Source organism: Cupriavidus sp. F041 (genome assembly GCF_057814235.1).
Genome location: NZ_JBVASY010000003.1, coordinates 413993 through 436950, shown reverse-complemented (window position 1 = coordinate 436950; position 22958 = coordinate 413993). Strand labels below are relative to the sequence as shown.

17 protein-coding genes and 2 pseudogenes are annotated in these 22958 nt (G+C 60.8%); 10 read left to right on the top strand and 9 right to left on the bottom strand.

What is annotated here, in order from left to right:
• Positions 1-2 precede the first annotated feature (2 nt).
• The 7 genes and pseudogenes from ACZY0R_RS40580 to ACZY0R_RS40550 form a co-directional block, all read right to left on the bottom strand.
• On the bottom strand, positions 3-1754 hold the full coding sequence (locus ACZY0R_RS40580) for an IlvD/Edd family dehydratase (RefSeq protein ID WP_488867106.1): 1752 nt from the start codon (positions 1752-1754) through the stop codon (positions 3-5).
• 20 nt (positions 1755-1774) lie between these two features.
• Positions 1775-2788 carry a Bug family tripartite tricarboxylate transporter substrate binding protein gene (locus ACZY0R_RS40575; protein ID WP_488867104.1) on the bottom strand — a complete coding sequence of 338 codons (1014 nt, stop codon included), beginning with the start codon at positions 2786-2788 and terminating at the stop codon, positions 1775-1777.
• A 342-nt stretch (positions 2789-3130) separates the two neighbouring features.
• Positions 3131-4789 carry an amidase family protein gene (locus ACZY0R_RS40570; RefSeq protein WP_488867102.1) on the bottom strand — a complete coding sequence of 553 codons (1659 nt, stop codon included), beginning with the start codon at positions 4787-4789 and terminating at the stop codon, positions 3131-3133.
• A gap of 7 nt (positions 4790-4796) precedes the next feature.
• Positions 4797-6075: pseudogene (gene oxlT / locus ACZY0R_RS40565) on the bottom strand (oxalate/formate MFS antiporter).
• Positions 6076-6168: 93 nt separating this feature from the next.
• Positions 6169-7732: pseudogene (locus ACZY0R_RS40560) on the bottom strand (gamma-glutamyltransferase family protein).
• A 239-nt stretch (positions 7733-7971) separates the two neighbouring features.
• A complete protein-coding gene (locus tag ACZY0R_RS40555) occupies positions 7972-8703 on the bottom strand; it encodes a GntR family transcriptional regulator (RefSeq protein WP_488867100.1) in 732 nt (243 codons plus the stop codon).
• Between the two features lie 258 nt (positions 8704-8961).
• Entirely contained in the window at positions 8962-10107 is a 1146-nt protein-coding gene (locus ACZY0R_RS40550) for an ISAs1 family transposase (protein ID WP_488867098.1), read from the bottom strand.
• A 279-nt stretch (positions 10108-10386) separates the two neighbouring features.
• On the opposite strand from ACZY0R_RS40550, the gene ACZY0R_RS40545 reads away from it, so the two are divergent.
• From ACZY0R_RS40545 to ACZY0R_RS40535, 3 genes are all read left to right on the top strand, one after another.
• Positions 10387-11016, top strand: coding sequence for a helix-turn-helix transcriptional regulator (locus tag ACZY0R_RS40545; RefSeq protein WP_045242889.1), 630 nt, complete (start codon positions 10387-10389; stop codon positions 11014-11016).
• Positions 11006-11977: an ornithine cyclodeaminase family protein gene (locus ACZY0R_RS40540; RefSeq protein WP_488867096.1), complete on the top strand. Its 972-nt coding sequence runs from the start codon at positions 11006-11008 to the stop codon at positions 11975-11977. Before ACZY0R_RS40545 ends, ACZY0R_RS40540 begins: the two co-directional genes overlap by 11 nt.
• Positions 11978-12138: 161 nt before the next feature.
• On the top strand, positions 12139-13122 hold the full coding sequence (locus ACZY0R_RS40535) for a Bug family tripartite tricarboxylate transporter substrate binding protein (protein WP_488867094.1): 984 nt from the start codon (positions 12139-12141) through the stop codon (positions 13120-13122).
• Between the two features lie 279 nt (positions 13123-13401).
• Here ACZY0R_RS40535 and ACZY0R_RS40530 read toward each other — a convergent pair whose 3' ends face one another.
• Positions 13402-14496 carry a porin gene (locus ACZY0R_RS40530; protein WP_488867092.1) on the bottom strand — a complete coding sequence of 365 codons (1095 nt, stop codon included), beginning with the start codon at positions 14494-14496 and terminating at the stop codon, positions 13402-13404.
• A 442-nt stretch (positions 14497-14938) separates the two neighbouring features.
• On the opposite strand from ACZY0R_RS40530, the gene ACZY0R_RS40525 reads away from it, so the two are divergent.
• The 4 genes from ACZY0R_RS40525 (at position 14939) to ACZY0R_RS40510 (ending at position 19348) form a co-directional block, all read left to right on the top strand.
• A complete protein-coding gene (locus tag ACZY0R_RS40525) occupies positions 14939-15604 on the top strand; it encodes a c-type cytochrome (RefSeq protein ID WP_488867090.1) in 666 nt (221 codons plus the stop codon).
• 311 nt (positions 15605-15915) lie between these two features.
• The gene (gene ltaE, locus ACZY0R_RS40520) at positions 15916-16968 is read left to right on the top strand and encodes a low-specificity L-threonine aldolase (RefSeq protein WP_488867088.1); all 1053 of its coding nucleotides are present in this window, start codon (positions 15916-15918) and stop codon (positions 16966-16968) included.
• A 98-nt stretch (positions 16969-17066) separates the two neighbouring features.
• Positions 17067-17840: an arylamine N-acetyltransferase family protein gene (locus tag ACZY0R_RS40515; RefSeq protein ID WP_488867086.1), complete on the top strand. Its 774-nt coding sequence runs from the start codon at positions 17067-17069 to the stop codon at positions 17838-17840.
• 77 nt (positions 17841-17917) lie between these two features.
• Positions 17918-19348, top strand: a complete 1431-nt coding sequence (locus ACZY0R_RS40510) for an amidase (RefSeq protein ID WP_488867084.1) — start codon at positions 17918-17920, stop codon at positions 19346-19348.
• Positions 19349-19547: 199 nt separating this feature from the next.
• Here ACZY0R_RS40510 and ACZY0R_RS40505 read toward each other — a convergent pair whose 3' ends face one another.
• Positions 19548-19715, bottom strand: coding sequence for a hypothetical protein (locus ACZY0R_RS40505; protein ID WP_488867083.1), 168 nt, complete (start codon positions 19713-19715; stop codon positions 19548-19550).
• A 378-nt stretch (positions 19716-20093) separates the two neighbouring features.
• Between ACZY0R_RS40505 and ACZY0R_RS40500 the strand changes: the two genes are divergently transcribed.
• From ACZY0R_RS40500 to phnE, 3 genes are read left to right on the top strand one after another with little or no spacing between them, the layout of a single operon-like run.
• On the top strand, positions 20094-21035 hold the full coding sequence (locus tag ACZY0R_RS40500) for a phosphate/phosphite/phosphonate ABC transporter substrate-binding protein (protein ID WP_488867082.1): 942 nt from the start codon (positions 20094-20096) through the stop codon (positions 21033-21035).
• A gap of 23 nt (positions 21036-21058) precedes the next feature.
• Positions 21059-21874 (top strand): phosphonate ABC transporter ATP-binding protein, encoded by an 816-nt coding sequence (locus ACZY0R_RS40495; RefSeq protein ID WP_488867080.1) that lies wholly within the window; start codon positions 21059-21061, stop codon positions 21872-21874.
• Positions 21874-22878 carry a phosphonate ABC transporter, permease protein PhnE gene (gene phnE / locus ACZY0R_RS40490; RefSeq protein WP_488867078.1) on the top strand — a complete coding sequence of 335 codons (1005 nt, stop codon included), beginning with the start codon at positions 21874-21876 and terminating at the stop codon, positions 22876-22878. The genes ACZY0R_RS40495 and phnE overlap by 1 nt, the downstream gene beginning before the upstream one ends.
• Positions 22879-22958: the final 80 nt, after the last annotated feature.

The following is a 22958-nucleotide window of genomic DNA, read 5'->3' as shown; positions in this document are numbered from 1 at the left end:
CCTCACTCAGGCGCCTTGCCGCGCGTTTCGGGCGCGCGCAGGAAGTCGAAGTCGACGCCCTGGTCGGCCTGCGTCACGGTCTGCAGGAACAACTTCAAATAGCCACGCGGCGCACTCGGCTCGACCACGGGGCAGGCCGCGCGGCGGCGCTCCAGTTCCTCGTCTGACACCAGCAGGGCCAGTTCGCGGCGGCTCACGCTCAGGCGGATGCGGTCGCCAGTCTGCACCAGCGCCAGCGGACCGCCCACGGCAGCTTCGGGGGTCACATGCAACACCACCGTACCGAACGCGGTGCCGCTCATGCGTCCATCGGAGATCCGCACCATGTCCTTGACGCCGGCCTGCGCCAGCTTGCGCGGGATCGGGATATAGCCGGCCTCGGGCATGCCTGGCGCACCCTTGGGGCCGATGTTCTTCAGCACCAGGATGTCGTTGGCGTCAACGTCCAGGTCGTCCAGGTCGATGCGCTCGATCAGGTCCTGCGCGCTCTCGAAAACCACCACGCGGCCCTCGTGCTCCATCAGCTCCGCGTTCGCCGCGGACTGCTTGATGATTGCGCCGCTAGGCGCCAGGTTGCCGGCGAGCACGGCGATGCCACCTTGCGGGTAGATCGGGTTGTCGAAGCTGCGCACCACATCTTGTGCGAAGCCCGGGCCGGCATTGTCCAACTCCTCGCCTAGCGTGCGACCGGTGACGGTCAGCGCATCCAGGCGCAGCAGCGGGCGCAGTTCGCGCAGCAAGGTGGCCATCCCCCCGGCTTTGTGGAAGTCCTCCATATAATGCTGACCGTTCGGCTTCAGGTCGAGCAGTACCGGGGTTTCGCGGCCCATGCGGTCAAGCGCCTGCATATCAATATCCAGGCCCATGCGGCCCGCGATGGCCGCCAGGTGCACGATGCCGTTGGTCGAGCCACCGATGGCCAGCAGCACGCGCATGGCATTCTCGAACGCAGCCGGCGTCAGGATGCTGTCGATGGTCAGACGCTCGCGCGCCATCGCCACGGCGCGCGCGCCGGTCTCCTCGGCAATGCGGATGCGGTCGGCAGTCACAGCCGGCGGTGTGGCGCTTCCTGGAAGGCTCATGCCCATCGCTTCGGCCAGGCAGGCCATGGTGCTTGCGGTGCCCATCACCGAGCAGGTGCCCACGCTGGCCACCAGCTGGCTGTTGACCTGCGAGGCCTCCTCGGCGTCGATCTCCCCCGCGCGGAAGTTGCCCCAGTAGCGGCGGCAGTCGGTGCAGGCACCCACCCGTTCGCTGCGGTGCGAACCCGTCAGCATCGCGCCAGTGACCAGTTGGATCGCGGGGACGCCGGCAGAGGCCGCGCCCATCAGTTGCGCTGGTACGGTCTTGTCGCAGCCGCCGATCAGCACCACGGCATCCATCGGCTGGGCGCGGATCATTTCCTCCGTATCCATCGACATCAGGTTGCGCAGATACATGCTGGTCGGCGCGGCAAAGCTCTCGTGAATGGAGATGGTCGGAAATGTCATCGGCAGCCCGCCGGCGAGCATGATGCCGCGCTTCACCGCATCGATCAACTGCGGCACGTTGCCGTGGCACGGGTTGAATGCGCTACCGGTATCAGCGATGCCAATCACCGGGCGGTCGAGCGCCGAATCGGTATAGCCTGATCCCTTGATGAACGCCTTGCGCAGGAACAGCGAGAACCCAAGGTCGCCATAGTTGGTCAGTCCTTTGCGAAGGCCTGTTTCCTTGGAAGAAGCGTCAGGTCCTTTAGGTTTGGTAGTGGTCATGATCGTGGGGAGAAGTCGGTTCAGCTATCGGAATTGATATGGGCGTCGGTGATTACCTCTTCCCAGCGTGTGACCTCGGTGCGCAAGCGCTCGGCCGCTTTTTCGGGGGTCGTTGGCGGCAATGCATAGACCCCCTGTTTCAGGAACTGTGCCTTGACGTCGGGCATTGCCAGGATCTTTGTCAGCGCCGCATTCAGGCGCTCGACCACAGGCGCGGGCGTGCCCGCCGGGGCCAACACGCCGAAGGTGGAACTGACGTCTAGTGAGGGCATGCCGCTCTCGGCGGCAGCGGGCACGTCCGGCAGCATCGAGATGCGCTTGGGTGCCGCCACCGCAAGCGCGCGCAACTGGCCGGCCTTGATGAACGGCTGCGCGGCTGGCACCGTCTCCACCATCATGTTGACCTGCCCGGCCACCAAGTCTGTCATGGCGGGGCCGCTTCCTTTGTACGGCACATGGGTCATGTCGATAGCTGTTACTTTCTTGAAGATCTCAGCCGCCATGCGTTGCGGGGCGCCGGCACCAGACGAGGCGTAGTTAAGCTTGCCGGGATTGGCCTTGCCGTACTTGACCAGTTCCTGCAGCGTATTGACCGGCAACTTGGGATTGACCACCACTACCAGTGGCACCGAGCCGACGACCATCACCGGGGCGAAGTCCTTGATGATGTCGTAACGCAAGTGCCCCTTTTCCAGGGTGGCCATGGTTGCATGGGACGTCAGTGCGCCCATCAGCAACGTATAGCCGTCTGGTGCGCTCCGGGCGACCACTTCCGCGCCAATATTTCCGCCCGCGCCTCCTCGGTTGTCAACGACCACTTGCTGGCCCAGCACTTCGCCCAGGCGAGTGGCAACGATGCGACCGATCACGTCCGTGGCGCCCCCCGGCGGATAAGGCACGACCAGCCGGATCGGCTTGTCCGGATAGGCCGCGAACGCGGCCGGGGCAATGGTAAAAGCGGTCATGGCGGTGAGGGCCAGCAGTCCTGCCCGCAGCAGGGTGCGACGAGTCGCATTGGTGATGGGGGAATCCATGTCGTCTCCGGTTTGTTATTGTCAGCGCACCCCTAGCCAGGAATGCGTCATGCACGGAGTTTGACGAAGACGGAAGCCAAAAAGAAGCGATCCCCAGACCGATTAACCAAAAGATTATTTTGGTTTCGGCGGCGCCCCGCCCGCGCGGGTCAGAGGCCGGCTAGCGCCGGCTTTCCGCGACCAGGAATCCTATCGGCGCGGCGTACGCTGGAGTGCAGATTGCCGCAACGCGCGCTATGCAATGAAGCGCGGAATATGCCCAAAACAACACATATGAGTGAGAATCTGTTTTGAAATGAATAAATGGCCCGGTGAACGGGCCATTTATTCAAACATAGATTTTCAGTCGGCGCGTGCTAAGCGCGCCGTGGACGTGGACGCTGGCGCCCTGCGCGCGAGGGAAGCCTGTTCAAAACCATACGCGTACTGGATCAGCTGAGGTTCACTCCATGGCCGACCGAGAAATTCCATGCCGACAGGCACGCCGCGCGGAGCATCCTCGTTTGGAGAAGAAAACCCGGCAGGAACAACAACAGCGGGGAAACCTGTTAGCGAAGCCAGAATACCATTGCGCTCCTTCTGGTCATACTCTCCAATTGGCACAGGCAGGCGTTTTTGGTGCGGATAAATCATCGCATCCAGCCGATTTTCCGCCATCAGGTTTGCAAGACTCATTTTAAGCGCGTCGATCTTTAGTAGCCGTTCCTTGTAGTCCGGTTCATTCAGGCCATTTTCCATACCTTGGGCGGACAGCAAGAATTTACTCAGCGATTGATGCGTTTTTCCACTGGCGATGATCTCATCCAGCGAATGTGCGGGATAATTCTTTCCTCCCATTTTGAGGTAGGCATTAATGCTGCTTTTGTATTCATACTTCTGCACGTCAAGACTGGCGTTCAATTTATCGGTGTCCATCTCCGGTGTTGAGATGGGTACAATAATTGCTCCATTCTTCTTCAGAATATCGATTGCATTCGCCATGACGCGATTGACTTCCTGATGGTCAGGCCCAATTCCGAAAAGAGTCTGCATTACGCCGATCCGTACCCCTTTCACCCCTTCCTTTTTCAGGGAACCGGTATATGTCTTGGGGATGTGCCCGACGCTAAATGCAGTAACTGGATCCGCTCGATCATACCCCGCCATGGCGTCCAGCATGCGGGCGGCATCACCCACCGAGCGCGCAATAGGTCCCCCCTCATCTTGAGTGAAGGAAACCGGCACGATGCCAGATCTGCTGACCAATCCAAGCGTCGGCCGAATTGCAACCAGGCTATTATTAGAAGCTGGCGAACGAAGCGAATTTGCCGTATCCGATCCGGCACCAATCGTTGCGAAATTTGCAGCCAGTGCCGCCGCGGTGCCGCCGCTTGAGCCGCCGGGAGTCAATTTTAGATCGTAGGGATTTTTTGTTTGCCCGCCCAGGGAGCTCACGGTAACGCCACCTAGCGCGAACTCCTGAAGATTAGTTTTTCCAATAATTAATGCACCATTATTCTTTAGTTTACTTACAACAAATGCATCTTCTGCGGGCCGCGCTCCAGCCAACGAAGCGGAGCCCCCAGTGGTTGGCATATCTGCAGTATTGTAATTATCCTTGAGTACTGTCGGAATGCAGTGCAATGGTTTCATTTTGCCGCTGCGCTTGAATTCCAGATCCATGGCATCTGCTTGCGCAAGAGCGTCCGGATTAATGTAGAGCATGGCGTTCAATGCCGGACCTTGCTTATCATAGGTCTGAATTCGATCCAGATATTTCTTTACAAGTCCATGGCATGTCAAATTCCCTGACTGCATCGCCTCATGGATCTCGGCAACGGACGATTCCATAACATCAAATTGCTTGCCAGCCGAATAAGCTGCCAGAGGTAGCAACCCGGATACTACTACCATTGTATTGACTGCTATCTGCTTCATTAGAATGCTTCTATCAAAGTTAACGCGGAAGGATAAATATTTCATCGAACCGCAAAAAATAAAGCGTCCCGAAGGATTGGCCACGCGGGTCTTATCCGAGGTAGCGTCGGCGTGCCGGCTTGAGCACAGCAATCGCCAGCAATGCTGTCGAAATGTCGAGGGCAATGGCGACGCCGAATACAGGCATCCAGCTACCGAGTCTTTCGTGCATCAGGGCAGCGAGCGGTCCGCCCAGGATTGAACCAATGCCCCGGGGAGATGTAGAGCCAGCCGTAATTGGTGGTTGCATAGCGCGTGCCGAACGTATCGGTCAACGTGGATGGAAAGAGCGAGAAGATCTCTCCCCAGCCGAGAAACACGACGCCGGACAACAGCACGAACAGCACGGCGTTCTCGCGGGTCAGGAGCCACAGCGCCATCGCCACCCCTTCCAGCGCGAAGGCGAAGCACATCGTGTTTTCGCGGCCCCACCGATCGGACACCCAGCCAAACAGTGGGCGTGTCAAGCCGTTAGTGAACCGATCGATCGTGAGTGCCAGCGGCAGCGCAGCCATGCCGAGCACGGTTACGCCCGCCACACCGAAGTCCTTGGCGAACGTGGCCATCTGCGATGTCACCATCAGCCCCGACGTGGACATCATCGTCATCATGCCGAAGAGGAGCCAGAACAACGGCGTGCGCAGCATCTGACGGGTCGGTACATCGCGGGCGGCCGGCCCGGCAATCTCACGGGCGGGCGCGTGCTCCGATAGCGCCATGCCACGCGGTGAACGCAAGCCCTGCGAGGCGATGAACCCGATGAAGGCGAACAGCAGGCCAAACTGCCACAACGTCGCTTCAACCCCCTTCTCGGCTAACGCCGAGGCGATCGGGAAGGTCGTGGCGATGGCGCCCATGCCGTATCCCGCAGCGACCATGCCTACGGCAAGCCCGCGCCGATCGGGGAACCAGCGCACCATTTGTCCCACCACACCGACGTAGACAATGCCCGTGCCCAGGCCGCCTACCACGCCATAGCTGAGATACAGCATACCGACACTGTGCACCTGCGCTGCCAGGACCCAGCTCAGACCGGAAAGCACCGTGCCGAGCGCAATCAGCCTGCGTGGCCCGAAGCGTTCGATCAGTGCCCCCTGGAACGGTGAGAAGAATGTCTGCAGCACGATCAGCAGCGAGAACGTGATCTGCAACTCCGACAGCGGAACCCCCAGCTTGGCTGCGAGCGGCTTCGTAAACAGCGTCCAGACATACTGCGGGCTGGAAATCGCCATCATGCACAGCATGCCAAGTGCCAGCTGAATCCAGCGCACGCGCGCCGCCGGCAAGGCCACTGTGGCGCCGGTGGCGGCACTCTCTGCAACGGTATTCATCAATCTACTCCAGGGAACAAATATAGGGAAAGCGAGACAAGGGAATAAGACTGCCCCGCGAAGCCGCGGGCCCACGCAACATCCGGGCGCGCATTACCAGGCAGCAACGGCGCCATCGCTGCGGGGATCGAAGCCGCCCTCGTAGAGCCCGTTCGCCTGCAGCACGATTGCGCCGGCATGCCCCATGGTCTCGTCGTAAGGCTTCAATAGCTCGACTTCATGGCCGAGCGCGCGCAGGGTGTCGCAAGTGGCTTGAGGAAAGCGCGCCTCGAGCTTGAGGGTGTCTGTCGTCTGGCCCCAGGTGCGGCCCAGCAGCCAGCGAGGTGCGTCGATGGCTGCCTGCGGATTCATCCCGAAATGCGCGATGCGCGAGAAGACCGCGCTTTGCGATTGCGGCTGACCGTCACCGCCCATGTTTCCGTAGACGAGGGTACGCCCGTCGGCGAGGCGGGCAAGCGCCGGGTTCAGTGTATGGAACGGCTTGCGCCCCGGCATCAACGGGTTGCGCGCGGCCGGGTCCAGCGAGAAGCTGCAGCCGCGGTTCTGCCAGTTGATACCGGAGGCAGGCAGCACGATGCCGCTGCCGAACTCGTGATAGATGCTCTGGATGAAGCTGACTGCGACGCCGTCTCCATCGATCACGCCCATCCAGACCGTATCTGCTGGCCCGAGGCCCTGCCCCCAGGGCAGCGCCTGGTCGGGCCGGATACGCGCGGCCGCGGCATCGAGCCAGGCCGGTGTCAGGAGGTCCCGCGGATCCACGTCCATGAACGCGGGGTCCGTGATATGGCGGTCGCGTGCAAGGAAGGCTTGCTTGGTTGCCTCCACACAGGCGTGGACGAACGGCGCTCCGGTCGCGTCCATTCCGCTGTCCAGCAGGCGGTCCAGCTGGCCCAGGATCTGCAGCGAGACCAGGCCCTGGGTAGGCGGAGGCATGTTATAGACCACGCCGCGAGAGTGCGCCAGAGCGAGCGGCTCCTTCCATACCGCGCGATGGTCTGAAAGATCCTTCAGGCTCAGCGGACTGCCAACTGCCGCCAGATCGCGCGCAATGCTCCGGGCCAGGTCGCCCTGGTAGAAATCGTCGAGGCCTGCTTCCGCCAGTTGCTTGAGTGTGGCCGCCAGGCGCGGCTGGCAAAAGCGCGCTCCGGGCAACGGCACGCCGTCCGCGAGGAATGTTTCGGAAAATCCGGCAATTCCAGAGAGTTCACCGGCCTTGGCGGCAACGCAGGTTGCCTGGCTATGCGTGACCGGCACCCCGTCGCGGGCATAGCCGATCGCGTCGGCAAGCAACCGCGAGAGTGGCATCCGTCCTCCGAGCACCTCGCGCGACCAGGTGTGCGCAGCACTCCAGCCTGACACTGTACCGGCCACGGTATTAGCCGCCAGGCCGCCCCGGAAAGGAATCGAGGTCAGGCCCGCTTCGCGATAGCACTCGATGCTTGCGGCGCCTGCCGCAGCACCGCATGCCTCCAGGCCTCTGGGCGCCTCGTTCGGCCTAGCGATCAGCCAGAAGCTGTCGCCCCCGATACTGTTCATGTGGGTAGGCCACGGCAATAGTCGCTGCTGCCGCGATCATCGCTTCTATGGCGTTACCACCCTCGCGCAAGATCGCCAGTGCACTCTGAGAGGCTAAAGAATGCGGCGCCACGGCCATGCCGCGACTGCCACGAATCGGGTTCCGATGAAATGTCATGATGCGTTCCGCAAATTATGTATACATAAATTTCGCAGAAAGCAAACGCAAGACATATGCCATGAAACGTACTGCTCAGGTCAGGAGGCGAGCAACGCCGCGCCAGTCAAGCTAGTGCTTGCGGTGCCGGCCCCCCCCCCTGGCTGAGGAAGGCAATGGATATGGGAAAGGATATGGTGCCGACCGCACCATATCAAAGCTCAACCGAAACGTCTGCGTCGCGGCGGTGCATCAGTCGCCAGCGGGCGCTCCAGGCTGGTGCGGGCTTGCTCCAGGCGCTCGGTGCTGAGCCGGCTGACCTCGACGCGCCCTTCCTCGATATGAGCGGTCAACAACTCGACCGCCCTCCCGCTATCGAACGCAGCAAGCGCAGTCAGGATGCGGGCGTGTTCCTCATAAGTGAGTTCGATGCGGTCGCCGTAGGCGAAATCGAGCCGGCGAATGATCCGGATGCGGTCCGTCACCTGTTGATGCACCGCGGCTGCCTCCGGGTTGCCCGCCGCGCATACGATGGCCCGATGAAATGCCTCATCCAGGTCAGCGACCTGGTTGCCGTCGCTCAGGCGTTGCGCTGGCGGGACTTGCCAGATCGCATCAAGCGCCGCGAGGCCTGCACGGTCCACGCGCGGCGAGGCCGGCTCCTGGCACAAGCGGACAGCGGCATGCGTTTCCAGTTGAGTGCGCAGATCATAGAGCGCCTCGAAGCGCGCCAGGTCAATCGGCACCACCTCCCAGCCGTTGCGGAAGTAGCCGCGCACCAGTCCTTCGGCCTGGAGTCGGAGCAGCGCCTCGCGTACCGGCGTGCGGGAGATGCCAAAACGCTCCGCGACGTCACCCTCCGTAAAGCGGTCTCCCGGCAATAAGCGAAACGCAAAGATGTCATCCCGCAGGCTGAGATACGCAAGTTGCGAGCGCGACGATTCGCCCATCATCGCCGGCCCGCCCGTACTGGCGACGCCCCCAAATCCATGCGTCGGGACTTGGTGACCCCATGCAGCGGAGGCGCCACATTGAAAGCCCTGGTCCGCAACTGGAACGGACACTTGCTTGGCAGGTAAATCGAGTAGCGCATTAGATTGACATCGGAATAGGCAACGCACCGCCAGGCCCGTCAAGGCGTGCAGCTTGACAGAATAGCATTCTTTCGAGGACCTTCCGGAGAGCCCTCAGACTAGCCCAGGGCCGGAGCATCAAATTCTCGACAGTGGCGTGAGCTGGAGTAACTCGAATAGGTAATCAGGATTCCAGCCCGCGACCTTGCGACGTGCGGCCAGGCTACGCTTTTTCTTGCCGGATTCGGGCCGCATGCGCAGCAAATTCAAGGTAATGCGGCGCAAGGTGGCGAAATTGGCCGTTGCATTGCGCAAGCGCACGGTGCTGGCGTCCTCGCGGAAGGTCACGTCCAGGCAATGATGCAAGCCGTTCTCGATGGCCCAGTGCATGCGACTCGCCTCAAGTAAGAGCTTGGCATCAGGTGCGGCGGAACTGATCAGGTACTGCGTCTGCACGCTCACTTGGCCGCCGATGTCGCGCGTGCGCTCAATGTGCACCAAGCTCTTGAGCTTGGGCCAGCGATCCAGTTCGCTGGGATAGTCCGGCGCCGCTACTGCGACGCAGTGGCGGCTTTCAAGGCGACCGTGTCCTTTATCCAGCGTCTCAAAGATCGATGGCTTCATGTGCGCCCAATCGTGAGCTTTGCCGATGCGCATATAGTCTTCAACGGCTTGAGCCAGGCTGGGTTGGTTGTCCTTGGCGACCAGCAGATAGTCGCCGCCGCGCTCAGTGATCTCCTGCGCGATGGCCACCTGGGTGCCGATCGCATCGATGGTCACCAGGCTACCCTTAAGGGAGAGGACCGGCAGCAGGGCTTCAATGGCGGTGATCTCGTTGGTCTTTTCCTCGCAACGCTGCTGCGCCAGCACCAGGCCACTCAGGCTCGCGTAGGCTGTCACGCTATGCAAGGCACGCACGCCCTTGGCACTCGAGCCCGAGCCACGCACACTCTTGCCGTCGATCGCGATGATCGTGTGTAGATCCGGACAAACCTGACCCACCCAACTCAGCAGGCAGGCATCCAGTTGTTTCGGATCGAGCACCTCAAAGACACGTCGAATGGTGTCGTGCCCGGGAATGCCATGCGGCAATTCCAGGTATTGCCGAAGCCTCACTTCATGAGCAATACCCCATTCCTCCATCTCGTCCCACCCCTGTGCGCCGGCCAGCACCGAGAACAGCGCAATCGACAGGATGTCGATCAACTTGTGCCAGGTTCGGCCTACGACGCGAGGATCTTCTATTTCCGACAGCAGGATGATCAGTTGTTTGCCGGGGCTCATTAGCTCGCCTCTGAATCAGAAAAATCAGAGTAAACCCCTTCCGCCCCCAGTTTACAACCCGTTGCGATAACTCATTGCTTGTTAACGAGTTTTGATGCTCCGGCCCTGCAGACTAGCCAGATTGGCCGGCAGGCGCAGGATGTCCCTGCCGCGCGGTTGAGGCTCATCCGAAGCCGCGCGGTACAACGCCGGCCGGGAATCCGCCAAGGGGCCGCCAGTCGCCGGCGAGCCGGAAGGATATTTCTTGACGAAACGTCCGATACTGGATATTTTGTCTATATGATGAAACGAACTTTGGAACAGCAAGCGCTGCTCGAACAACTCAAACAAGTGGCCCAGGGTCTCGGCGAGACACTGGCGCCGTTCTGCGAAGTCGTTGTTCACGATCTCCTTCATCCGCAACAGGCCATCCTGGCGATCCACAACAACCTGTCGGGCCGCCAGGTCGGCGACCCGGCTACGGAACTCGGGCTGGCCCGTATTGCCGATCCGCAATACCAGCAGGTCATCGCGAACTATGCGAATCAGTTCGCCGATGGCCGCCAGGCGAAAAGCACGTCCATCGGCATCAAGGATTCGAGCGGGCGATACATTGCCGCCTTGTGCCTGAACGTGGACCTGACCCTCTTCCGCGGCTTGCAGACCGTGCTGGGACAGTTCGGCAGCGTAGGCGTCGCCGCGGGCGTCAACGAATCGCTCGATCCCGCCGGCGCGGACGCGATAAGGCATCGCATCGACCAGTTCGCGGCGCGGCTCGCTACCACGCCCCGCTCGCTCAAGGCCACGGACAGGCGTGCACTGATACGCGAGCTGAAGGCGACGGGCTGCATGGAGATCCGCCGGGCCATGGAAGTCGTCGCGATGCATCTGGGCGTATCGCGAGCAACGGTGTACAGCGATGCCAAGTGACGCTCGCCTCCTGCTGCTCGATAAGAACGAGGTCGAGGCCCTGCTGCTCCATGACGATGTCCTGCGAGCCGTGTGTGAGGCATTCGTGCTGCATAGTCAAGGCGAGGGCCGCGTGTTTCCCCTGGTCCGGGAGCCACTCATCACGGGGGGCGTATTCGGCATCAAGTCGGGGGATGTGCAGGCGCAAGGCTTGCTCGGCTTCAAGGCGGCCGGATTCTGGCCAAACAACCGCCGGCTTGGCGGTGAGCCCCACCAGGCCACCATCATGCTGATTGACCCTGCCACTGGGCGCCCCGCCTGCATCATAGACGGCAACGCAATCACAACGATGCGCACCGGTGCCGCAGGTGGCCTCGGGCTGCAGCATCTCGCACGTGCGGACAGTACACACTTGTGCATCTTCGGCACTGGCGTGCAGGCGCGCGTGCAACTTGACTTTGCGCTGCGGCTGTTGCCGGCGCTCTGCCACGTGCGGTATGCCACCGCGGATGGCAAACGCGACGCCGCGTTCGAAGCGCAGTTCGCGCAACGATGCGATATCGCGCTCGCGGAAGACACCAATGTGGCGGTGTCCGAGAGCGACGTGGTGATCACCGCTACCCCAGGCGGCGGCGCGTTGTTCGAACCGCAGGCGGTGCAACCCGGTACGCACCTGAATTGCGTCGGCGCCGACACGAAGGGCAAGCGGGAGCTACCGCAGGGCCTGCTGGAGCGGGTGCGTCTTTACGTCGACGACCAGGCGCAAGCGCGCCAGATCGGCGAGTCTCAGTGGGCCCCCGAGATGCCGTCCACCGAACTGGGCGATCTGTTGACGGGCATGGTTAGCGCGAACCGGCAACCGGCCGATATCACGGTATTCGACATGACGGGCCTCGCCCTGCAGGACTTGACCGTGGCACGCCTGCTCCATGAGCGGGCTGCCGCTGCCCGCATAGGCTCCAGCATCGCGTGGCCCTGGTAACGCCTTCACCACCAGGATTTTCAGTACGTAGGACCTCTTGCTTTTGACTTATCACCGAAGGCGCCACGCGGCTTCGACACCTTGCCCACCGCTACGCCAATTGTCTGCTTCCGGAACGGTCCAGGATCTCCATATCCACCTATTCGCCCGGAGATGCTTTCATGCGTCTTGCCACTGTATTCAATGCCCTCGCACTAAGTACGGCCTGCAGCTTCAGCTCGCCTGCCCAGGCAACCGACAAACCGTGGCCCCAAAAGCCGGTCACCGTCATCGTTGCCTCCGCTGCCGGGGGATCGGCTGATGTCCTGACCCGCATTGTGCTGGCACACCTGTCGAAGGAAACAAATGCCACGTTTGTCGTTGACAATCGCCCAGGTGCCGCTGGCAACATCGGCATGTCCCTGTTGAAGCGCGCCGCACCGGACGGGTACACGCTGGGTTATGGCAACATCAACACGCTGGCAATTAACCCGGCCCTGTTCACCAGGCTTCCCTATGATGCGCGACAGGACTTTGTTCCGGTGGGCCGTATGTTCTCCATCTACAATCTGCTCGTGGTTCGCGCTGATTCGCCTGTCAAGAGTGTCGCGGAGTTGATTGCGCTGGCCAGGAAGTCCCCGGGCAAACTTTCGTACGCCGCCGCGGGCACTGGCAGCAGCGGCCACATGGGCGGTGAATTGCTGAAGAAGATGGCCGGCATTGACGTGCTGTTCGTCCCATACAATGGGGATCCGCCCTCCCTGACCGACCTCGCCGGTGGCCGACTCGACTACACCATAACCAATGCATCGGTCGCGTGGCCACTCGTGCAAAGCGGAAAGCTGCGCGCACTGGCGATAACCAGCCGCGAACGCGTTGCGTTGTATCCTGATCTGCCGACGCTGAACGAGGCTGGCCTGAAGGGCTATGAGAACGTGTCGTGGGGTGGCCTGGTGTTTCCCAAGGGCACGCCGCAGCCGATCGTCGAACAGCTCGGCGCCGCGCTGGAAAAGGTGCTGAAATCTGACGGATTGCGCCAGGACCTGGCAAATGCCAACGCTGTCCCGGGCACCGGCAACCGCGAGGACTTCGTGCGTTTCATCGCCAGCGAGCAGAAGAAGTGGGCGGACCTTATCGAAACCGCGAAGATTCCGAAACAGAATTGAGCAGCCCGCCAACCATGTCCAATTCCCGGTTTGCGATTCTCGACTTCGCCATCGAATCGAGCCGTTTCGCTCCGGTCTCCAAACGGGCCGACTTCGTGGCCCGGACCTACCTGCCCGTCGGGAGCTGAAGTCATCTAGCGCGCCCGAGCCGGGAGCACCACAAAAATTGGCCGGCATTGCCGCCGGCCAAACGTCCTTGCACTCAGTGATCAAGCCAAGGTCGATATGAACTTTCACTGGCGAGGCCTGGTAGCTCGCCAGTGCATGCCGCGAGTGCAATCAGAAGCGGTGACGCACGCCGACCATGGCGCCGGTCTGGTTCTGGCCAGGCAGGGTGTTCATTGTGCTGGTCACACCGTACGTTGCGCTGCCGTGGTTCTTCACATAGCCGAGCAGCAGGTAGGCATCGGTACGTTGGGAAAAGGCATAGTCGGCGTTCAGGACGAACATCAACGAATCCTTGTTGTCAGTGCGGGCATCGGTATAGTAGGTCCCACCGGTGAGGCTGAAGGCCGGGGTGAATTTATACAGTGCACCGACCCAGTAGAGGTTGTCATGACGGGCAGTGACAATGGCCGTGGTAGCGGCGTTGAGTTCATCGCGCAGCCAGCGGTAGCCGGCGAACACCTTGGCCTCACCGAATGCGTACGACGCGCCAACCGCGATGCGCTTGGCGGTGCCGTCAGCCGCGGCGATGCTGCTGCCCTGGTACTGGTCATAGGCGACGCCCGCGGAGAACGGGCCGCTCGCGTACGCCAGCCCACCGCCAAAGTTGGTGCCGACTTTGAAATGGCCCGGGACTTCGGTGCCATTGGGGATAGTGCTGTCGCGGCCGGTGCTGTAGAAGCCCGTCGCGGTCAGCCCACCGAACTTGCCGGTGTACTTGATGGCGTTGTCGGCACGACCGTTAAAGCCCAGGGTGTCGACGGAGTTCAGGGAGTAGCTGCTACCAACCGCCATCGGGTCGTAGGCGCCGAACAGGTCATACAGCGCGTTTTGCTGGCGGCCCAGAGTGAAGGCGCCGAAGTCGCCTTGCAGGCCAACATAGGACTGGCGGCCGAACAGGCGGTTGCCTTGGGCCGAAGTACCCGAATCGATATTGAAGCCGCTTTCCAGCACGAAGATGCCCTTCAGGTTGCCCCCGAGGTCTTCCACACCGCGAATGCCCCAGCGCGAACCGGAGAGTCCGCCGGATGTCACGCCATACAGCGAGCCGCCCTGCCCCGGCACGCTTTGCACGTGACTTTGGTAACTAACGCCGGCGTCAGCGATGCCATAGAGAGTCACGCTGGTCGAGGACGATTGGGCAAAAGCAGCGCCGGACACGGCGCAAGCTGCGGCAGCGGCTGCCAATGCGAAGAGAGTCTTTTTCACTGTCAATCTCTGTTTCTGTTTGATCAAGTAGGTTGTCTTCTGCCGGGGGATGATCATGGCAGGGGAGTGAGCCGTACGGCTCAGCAATCCCGACCGGAATGTTGAAACATTTATGTGACAGCAGCGAGTAAATTTTCATTCTGAAATTGCTAATTCAAATTTAAAAAATACATAAATTTATTGAACAAAATAACCATGGTGATGTCACGGCCACACCGCCGTCATGTGGAATGCCGCGTATCAAAGGTCTATGTAAATGGCTGCACTTCACGCCCGCTGGAAACCGCACTGATTTGGTCTCCCCGAGCCGGGAGCTCGGATCATTCGATAAAAATTACGATCTTGTAATTCGATGGTAACTCATTCGTCAGTATTGACGCTGCATAGTGATGCCATTCATTGTTCGGACAGCGCTTACCATCACCATATCAGGATAATGCTCATGACCGACCCCTACCCTACCAACCTGCGGGGCTACCGGTTGCATTTTAGTCTAGTAGCGCTTATCGCTATATCCAGCGTCTGTCACGCGCAATCTGCAATCACTGCGGGGGATCCCGCTCTCAGTGCACCAGCGCCCACCCTTACCAACTGTGTCTCGTGCCATGGCGTACTAGGGGCCGGCACGGCAACTGGCGCACCAAGGCTCGCGGGAAAGAATCCAGACTATCTTGCACATGCACTGTCGATGTTCAAGGCAGGAACGCGTGCGAGCGTTGTCATGCAAAGCGTTGCACATGCGCTGTCCGACAGCGAAATAGGCAGCCTCGCGGCATACTTTTCAACCCAAAATCCTCCGCGCGTCCAGGGCGAACACCCACCTCCACCGGCCCTGGTGATGGCCGGCAAGCAACTGGCCGAGCTGGGAGCGGCTCCGGACGTTCCGGCTTGCTTCAGTTGCCATGCGGTCGATGGAAAAGGCAATGGCGCGCGCTATCCGGGCATTGCCGGCGAACCGGCTGCATTTGTCATCAACCGGCTCCACGAGTTCCAGGCCCGCGCGAAGGCGGGAACACCCTCACCGGGGACAATGACGGCCGTGGCGGCAACGCTGAACGAGCGGCAGATTGAAGAGGCTGCGGCTTACCTGTCGACAATCGAGCCGTGATAGCCAAGCATCACACCAAGCTGTGCAACGCTCCCGCCCTGCCTCTTGCTTTAGGCGCCCATATCTTACGCCGCAGTTCCGGGTGACCCGTTCCCCGGACGTGGGCACCGACGAGGTTCCGATTCTCGGCCTGCACGATACCGTCCCACTACCGCCTCGCTAGCTGCCACTATCGCGGTACCACCGGTTCCGTTGTCTGCATGTACGTCATCCCGACGAGCAAATCTGTTACGTAACAGATTCGTCGCTGTTGTATATAGGCTGACGGCAAGCGGAATGTCACCATGGGCGTTCTTTAAGAGGGAGATGGCATGAATACCGCAGTTCGACACGACTTTCGTAGCGATACCGTCACCCGGCCAGGGCCGGCCATGCGCGCCGCAATGGCCGCCGCTGAGGTGGGCGATGACGTCTTCGGCGACGACCCGACTGTAAGGAGACTGGAAGCGCGGATGGCCGACATGCTCGGAAAGGAGGCTGCGCTGTTCGTGCCGTCGGGCACCCAGTCCAATCTCATTGCGCTCATGGCGCACTGCGAGCGCGGTGACGAGTACATCGTCGGCCAAACGGCGCATTGCTACCGCTGGGAGGCAGGAGGCGCGGCGGTGCTGGGCAGCATCCAACCCCAACCGCTGACCAACCAGCCCGACGGTACGCTACTCCTGGCGGACATCGAAGCGACGATCAAGCCGGACGATCCGCACTTCGCACGCACGCGCCTGCTCGCACTCGAGAACACGATTGGCGGCAAGGTCCTGCCGCTGTCCTACGTCGATGCGGCGACGGCAGTGGCCCGCCGGCACGGGCTTGCCTGCCATCTGGACGGCGCCCGCGTGTTCAATGCGGCCGTGGCACTCGGTGTTTCGGTCGACACGCTGGCCCGACCGTTCGACACTGTCTCGGTGTGCTTGTCCAAGGGACTTGGGGCGCCGGTCGGCTCGGTATTCGCCGGTTCCGCGCCCATCATTGCCAAAGGACGACGCCTGCGCAAGATGCTCGGTGGTGGACTACGGCAGTCGGGGATTCTCGCTGCGGCGGGGCTATACGCGCTGGAACACAATGTCGAGCGACTCGCGGACGACCATGCCAATGCGCGCGCGCTCGCACAAGGTCTCTCGGCGCTGCCGGGCCTGTCTGTGTCCAAACCTGACACGAACATCGTTTTCGTGAATGTCGCTGCGAAGTACGCGTCGGCCTTCGCGGAGCACCTCGCCGGACAGGGCATCGGCGTCACATCTGCGTATGGCGCAACCCAGCAGCGCTGGGTCACGCACCTCGACGTCGGCAAGGCGGCGGTGGCAACCGCACTCGCTGCCGCAAGCGAATTTTTTGCAGCTGGCGCGACTGGCACCCCAGCCCGGTGAGGGCCGGCCATCTCGCGCGTGTCGACCATTTCCATCGCTGGTGTAATAACTGAAGAGAGGCTCTTCAAACATCCAGGATTAACCAGAGCTATCGAACAATGAAGGCTGAGAACTTTACATTGCGACACTACTTTGATCGGATAGGTTTTGAACAACCTGCAGAGGTTGACATCGCAACAATCAATGGGATGATGAGGCGCCAGCTATTTACCGTTCCGTTCGAAAATCTGGACGTGCAGGCAAAAAAAGGCGTTTCCCTGGTTCCCGAACATATCGTTGAAAAGATTCTCCATCGTAAACGAGGCGGGTACTGTTACGAGGTGAACGGAATCTTCGCGATGGCCCTACAAGAGCTTGGTGTCCCCTATCAGTTCGTTGCAGCCAGACCGATGTTTTACCCGGTCAAAAGACCAAAGACCCATATGGCACTCGTGCTGACAGTGAACGATGAGCAGTGGCTGTGTGATCTGGGTTTCGGCAGTTACGGGATCAGGGCTCCGATGCGACTTGATGTACTCGACGCTGAAATCAAACAGGATTTCGACAGCTTTATGCTGACCAGATCAAATGGCCGAGAGTATCTACTGAAGGCGCTGGTCGATGGGAAATGGGAAAATCAATATGCATTCGACTTGTCTGCGCAGGAGTGGATAGATTTTGCGCCCGCTAATTACCTGAATTCCACGCACCCGGACGCGATCTTTGTACAAAAGTTGCTGGTGATTCAACACAATCAGGCTGGTCGCAAGTTGCTGTCCGGCAATACGCTGAAGATCGTTACGAATGGAAAAGTCGAGCAGCAACTCGTCGGCCCCGAAGACATTCAGCGCATGTTGTCTTTCGAGTTTGGACTGACTGTATCGGAATGTTGATTCACTGGGCTCGTCTATATCCACCCTTGTTGGCCCCTTGGCCTCACCAGATGAGGCTCCTTCATTCCCTGACAATCATGTCGCAAGCCAATCTCCCCCTCCACTTTCGCAGCGCCCTACAACTAGCCCAGGACATACACGACGGACGACTGACCTCGCGAGAGGTCACGCGGCACTTTCTTGACCGGATCGCACGCGCCGACAAGCTTCATGCCTTCAGCGCCGTGTTCGAAGAGCGAGCGATGGCCCAGGCGGAACTCGCCGATCAACTGCTTCTTGCAGGCATATGGCTGAGCCCTCTCCACGGAGTGCCGATAGCGCTCAAGGACAGTATCCAGTGGGCGGAAACGCCTGCCGAAGCCGGGTCCTTAACCCGCGCCAACAGGATCAGCTCCGAAACCAGCGCCGCGGCCAAGCTCTTGATCGGGAGCGGGCTGGTCATTCTCGGCAAGACCAATATGACCGAGTATGCATTCGGGCTCTCCGGCCAGAACGCGACCGTCGGCACCGCACGCAACCCTTGGGACCCTGTGGGACACCGAGCACCAGGAGGATCTTCTTCCGGCGCTGGTGTCGCAGTGGCCGCCGGGCTGGCGCCGATCGCCTTGGGTGGCGACACCGGCGGCTCTGTGCGCGCGCCGGCGACACTAAACCACCTGGTGGGATTCAAACCTTCCTCTGGCCTGATCAGCCGAGCCGGCTGCCTTCCGCTATCCGGAACACTTGATGTGCTGGGTCCGATTGCCCGCACGGTGGAAGACGCGCGCGCCCTTATAGCTATTCTCGCCAGACCCGATTCGGCTGACCCCATCACCTTGGCCACACCGGTGGAGGTCTACCAAAGCCTGAAACTGCGGGCCGATGGGTCCTCCAAGGCGCTACTGGTATTAGACGAGTCGGCCTGGCCTACGTGCCTGGCAAAGGATGCACAGCGCGTATGGGATGACACGATCTACCAGCTCAAGCAAGCAGGCTATCACATCCGCAACTGGACCCCGCCGCCTCTCCTGGTTATGAATCAGTTAGCTGACGACAACTCCTTGATTCTCAGCTATGAGGGCTTCGGGCACTATGGCCCACTGGCGCTGGACAATGCCCAACCGCTTTGGGAAGTTGTTCGAAACCGGATCCTGGCCGGCGGAGCGATCAAGGAGGAGGCCTATCGCGCCGCGCATGAACGTAGGCGCCATGCCGCCCGACTCTTCGCGCACTGTCTCGGGGAGTTCCCCGCCCTCTTGATGCCAGCTTGTGACCAAGGTGCTCAGGTCCTGGACGCCGCGGACGTCGTCCACTCGGGTCTTGGAAAGCTCTTGCGGCCGGCTAACTTCCTCGGTTCGCCCGCCATCGCGCTGCCCTCGGGATTTGACCATGCAGGAATGCCGATAGGCGTGCAAATGCTGGCCCCGGCATTGAGTGATAAGGCACTGCTCGATGATGCGCATGAAGTTGCGCAAGTACTCCGCGCCGAGCATCGGAACCCAGACCTCACCGAGTTTGGCCTTCTATAGGGTTGGCAGTAGCGGTCCGATACGGAGTACGCCTTGGGGCCCGTCTGCTCCGTGATCGTCAAACGCCCGTGCCCCCGCATATGGGCACTGGGCCAGCCTCAACGCGCCGCGTCACCCCACCGAGACCCGGCTGTCGTATCGTCGAGTTGCGCCTTCAGTTCTGGATCGAGCACAAGATCCGTAGCGGCTAGCGAACCCGTCAACTGATCGGTATGACCCGCATCGATGATCGCCGAGTAATGGGCGGGTTCGCCAGGACCCACGCCAGGGAGGTCTTCGCAAGCGATTCACCGGCTTGCTCGGCGAGCCCGCGCAGCTTCTCGATCGTTTCGAATTCGCGCTGATGCCAGTGGCGCTCCAGATACATCGCGCCAGCCTTGCCGACTGCAGTGGTAAAGCGCCCTTGCTAGGTTTGCCTTCGCTCCAGCCATTGTCTTCGACGGCTGTGTGGGCCGGCGCGGTGGCGTGCTCGGTTGAAGACCTTGTCACGCTATAGAAGGAACTCGTCGACGCCATCTAGTCGCGGGCCGGATGTTGGGTCTGGGAACGAAGTGATAGTAGCGACAAGTCCAGCCTACGCACTATCCCGATAGCCATTGCCTTGACTGAGTTTTTTTCAATTTGCAACACAACATAATTGAGTACTCTTCACGCAACTGTCACGCTCCTTGTCTAACCTTGCGTCTCAAGCGCGTACCCCCTCCTGGGAAACAGCGCACAAACGCCATAGGTACAAGGATTCGCAATGAAGACCACTCTCCCCCGCACCGTTGCTGCGCTCATCGCCACAGTGACGATGGCTGCGGGCATCCAAGTCCATGCTCAATCGGCCCCCGATGGGTCCAAGGCACACCCATTGCGCGTGCTATTGATTCCCGCCGATGGGGGCACCGAATCGGGAACCAAGGCCGACTATGCACCGGTCTTCAATGCTATTACCCGCAGCACTGGCCTGAATTTCGATCTGAAGGTCGGTCAATCGTATGGGGCGGTCGTGGAAGGGATGTGCAACCAGTTGGCAGAAATCGCGTTCTTCGGGCCGGTTTCCTATGTACAAGCGCACCAGCGCGGCTGCGCGCAGCTGTTAGCCGTGGGTGTCGAGAATGGGCAGTCCATCTACTACGCAGGCATGTTTGCCAAGTCGAACTCGCCGATCGTCAGCCTGCGGGATCTCAAGGGGAAGCGCGCAGCATTCGGCGACGTGAACTCGGCATCCAGTTTCACATTCCAGATGGCATCCATGCTGAGCGATGGCATGAATCCGGCGCGCGACCTGGCCGAATTGCGCCTGACTGGCAGCCACGCCAGCAGCTTGGCGGCACTGGTGCAAGGTCAGGTTGACGCCGCAGCCCTGTCGTTCGATTCTTTCGACAAGGCGGTGCGCCAAGGTGCGGTGGATCCGGCTACCGTCAAGGTGATTTTCAAGAGCGAACCGATTCCGTATCCGCCGCTGGCCATGAACACCAAGCTTCCCGAGGCGCTCAAGGCCGAATTGAAAAAGGCATTCGCCAACGTGCACAAAGCGCCTGGCGTGACGCCAGAGATGATCCGAGGATACGGTGGTGCCAAGATCCAGCGCTACGATACTCAGTTCTCTGAAGCGCAGTTCGCCGGCCCTGCATCCAAGATGACCCTGCTTTCCGACGAGATCAAGGCCGAGATTCTGAAGAAGGCCTCGCAGCGTTGATCTGCGCTCAGACGGAGATGGGAATGCTTAGTTATGAATCAGTCGGCATGCGCTATGCCGACGGCACCGCGGCGCTCAAGTCCGTGTCGATGGTGGTGCAGCGCGGACAGTTTTGCGTGCTGCTGGGATCCTCGGGTGCAGGCAAGTCGACCTTGTTGCGCATGGCCAATGGTCTCGTTGTTCCCACACAGGGCACGGTGCGGGTCGACGGTGTCCAGCTTGACGCCAGGACGCTCAACGCCGTGCGCCCGCGTATAGGCATGGTGCATCAGCAATTCAACCTGGTCTCGCGAGCTACGGTGGCGATGAATGTGCTTTGTGGCGCGCTGCCGGTCCTGCCGGCCTGGCGCGCATTGCTGGCGCGTTTTTCTGCCGAGACGCGTGGTCGGGCCGCCGGGCTCATCGAGCAGGTCGGGCTCGCACCAGAGCACCTGCATCGACGGGTGAGCGATCTGTCGGGCGGACAGCAGCAACGGGTGGGCATAGCGCGAGCGTTCATGCTGAATCCGCCGTTACTGCTTGCCGATGAGCCTGTGGCAAGCCTGGACCCGCGCATCAGCCGGGAAATCCTTTCCTTGCTGCGCACGCAAGCCCGCGAGCGCGGAACGACGGTGCTTTGCAGCCTGCACCAAATCGACCTGGCACGCGAGTATGCCGACCGCATCGTGGCGTTGCGTGGTGGCGTGGTGATGTTTGACGGCCCCGCCACCGCGTTTGACGACACTCTCGCGCACTCCTTGTACGAGGTGGGCGCCGCGCCCGCCGGCCAGGACGCTCGTGTGCCGATCGCGGCCTCGCCCGCCCCGGCGGGGGCCAGATTGCAATTGCAGGAGGTGTGATGCAAAGCCCCGCATCCGACACACGCTGGAACATTGGCCATCCCTACGGAGCCAAGACCGTGCTTGCCTTACTAGTGACGCTAATTCTCTGCTTATACGTGGGGCAACGCGTAGAAATGGGCAAGATGGTGGCGCTAACCGCAGATGGCGTGCTGGCTTCGGTCGGCATCAAGCCGCAGTCGCAGGTCACCACGGGTCTTGGGCATCTGGCGCACAGCCTGTTTCCCATCCAGATATCCGAGCGGGTAGAGGTCGCTCGCATCGAAAATTTCGATCCGACGCAATTGCCCTGGTTGGCTCACCTGGAAACCGTTGGGGTTAGTGAGTCGAAGCTGAATCCCGATAGCTTGCGCATGGAAACGATCGTAGTTACGCGTGAGTATTTGGTCGAGCCCATGGGTTACTTGTGGCAGGTGGCGGTGAAGATGATCGAGACCTTCGAGATCGCGATCTGGGCCACCTTACTTGCGATAGGCGCGAGCCTGCCGCTGGCGTACTTTAGCGCACGAAACTACACGCCAAATCGCGCGTTCTACGTGACCGCACGCAGCCTCGTAAGCTTGTTTCGCTCCATGCCAGAGCTAATCAGTGCGTTATTCCTGGTATTGGCCTACGGCTTTGGTCCCATCGCAGGTGTACTCGCGTTGGCGATCCATTCAATGGGCTTTCTGGGAAAGTTCTACGCGGAGGACATTGAGACTGCCGATCCCAAGCCACAGGAGGCATTGCGCGCAATCGGGGCCGGAAAACTAAAAGTGCTGGCGTATGGAGTGGGTCCTCAGGTCATGCCGCAATTCATCGCGTACACCCTATACATCCTGGATCGCAACGTGCGCATGGCCACGGTTGTCGGCCTGGTGGGCGCGGGGGGCATCGGCCAGGAATTGAAAGGCCGCTACGACATGTACCAGTACGCCCATGTGGGCACAATTCTGGTGGCAATCTTCATCACCGTGTTCTCGCTGGATCAACTGGCCGCGCGGCTGCGTCGCAAGCTGGCCTGACACGAACCAATGCCGGGATTTGCACGATGTGAGGGGCGCGCAACTCCCTTTCCTGGGCTCTATGCGGTCGAGCACGGCGA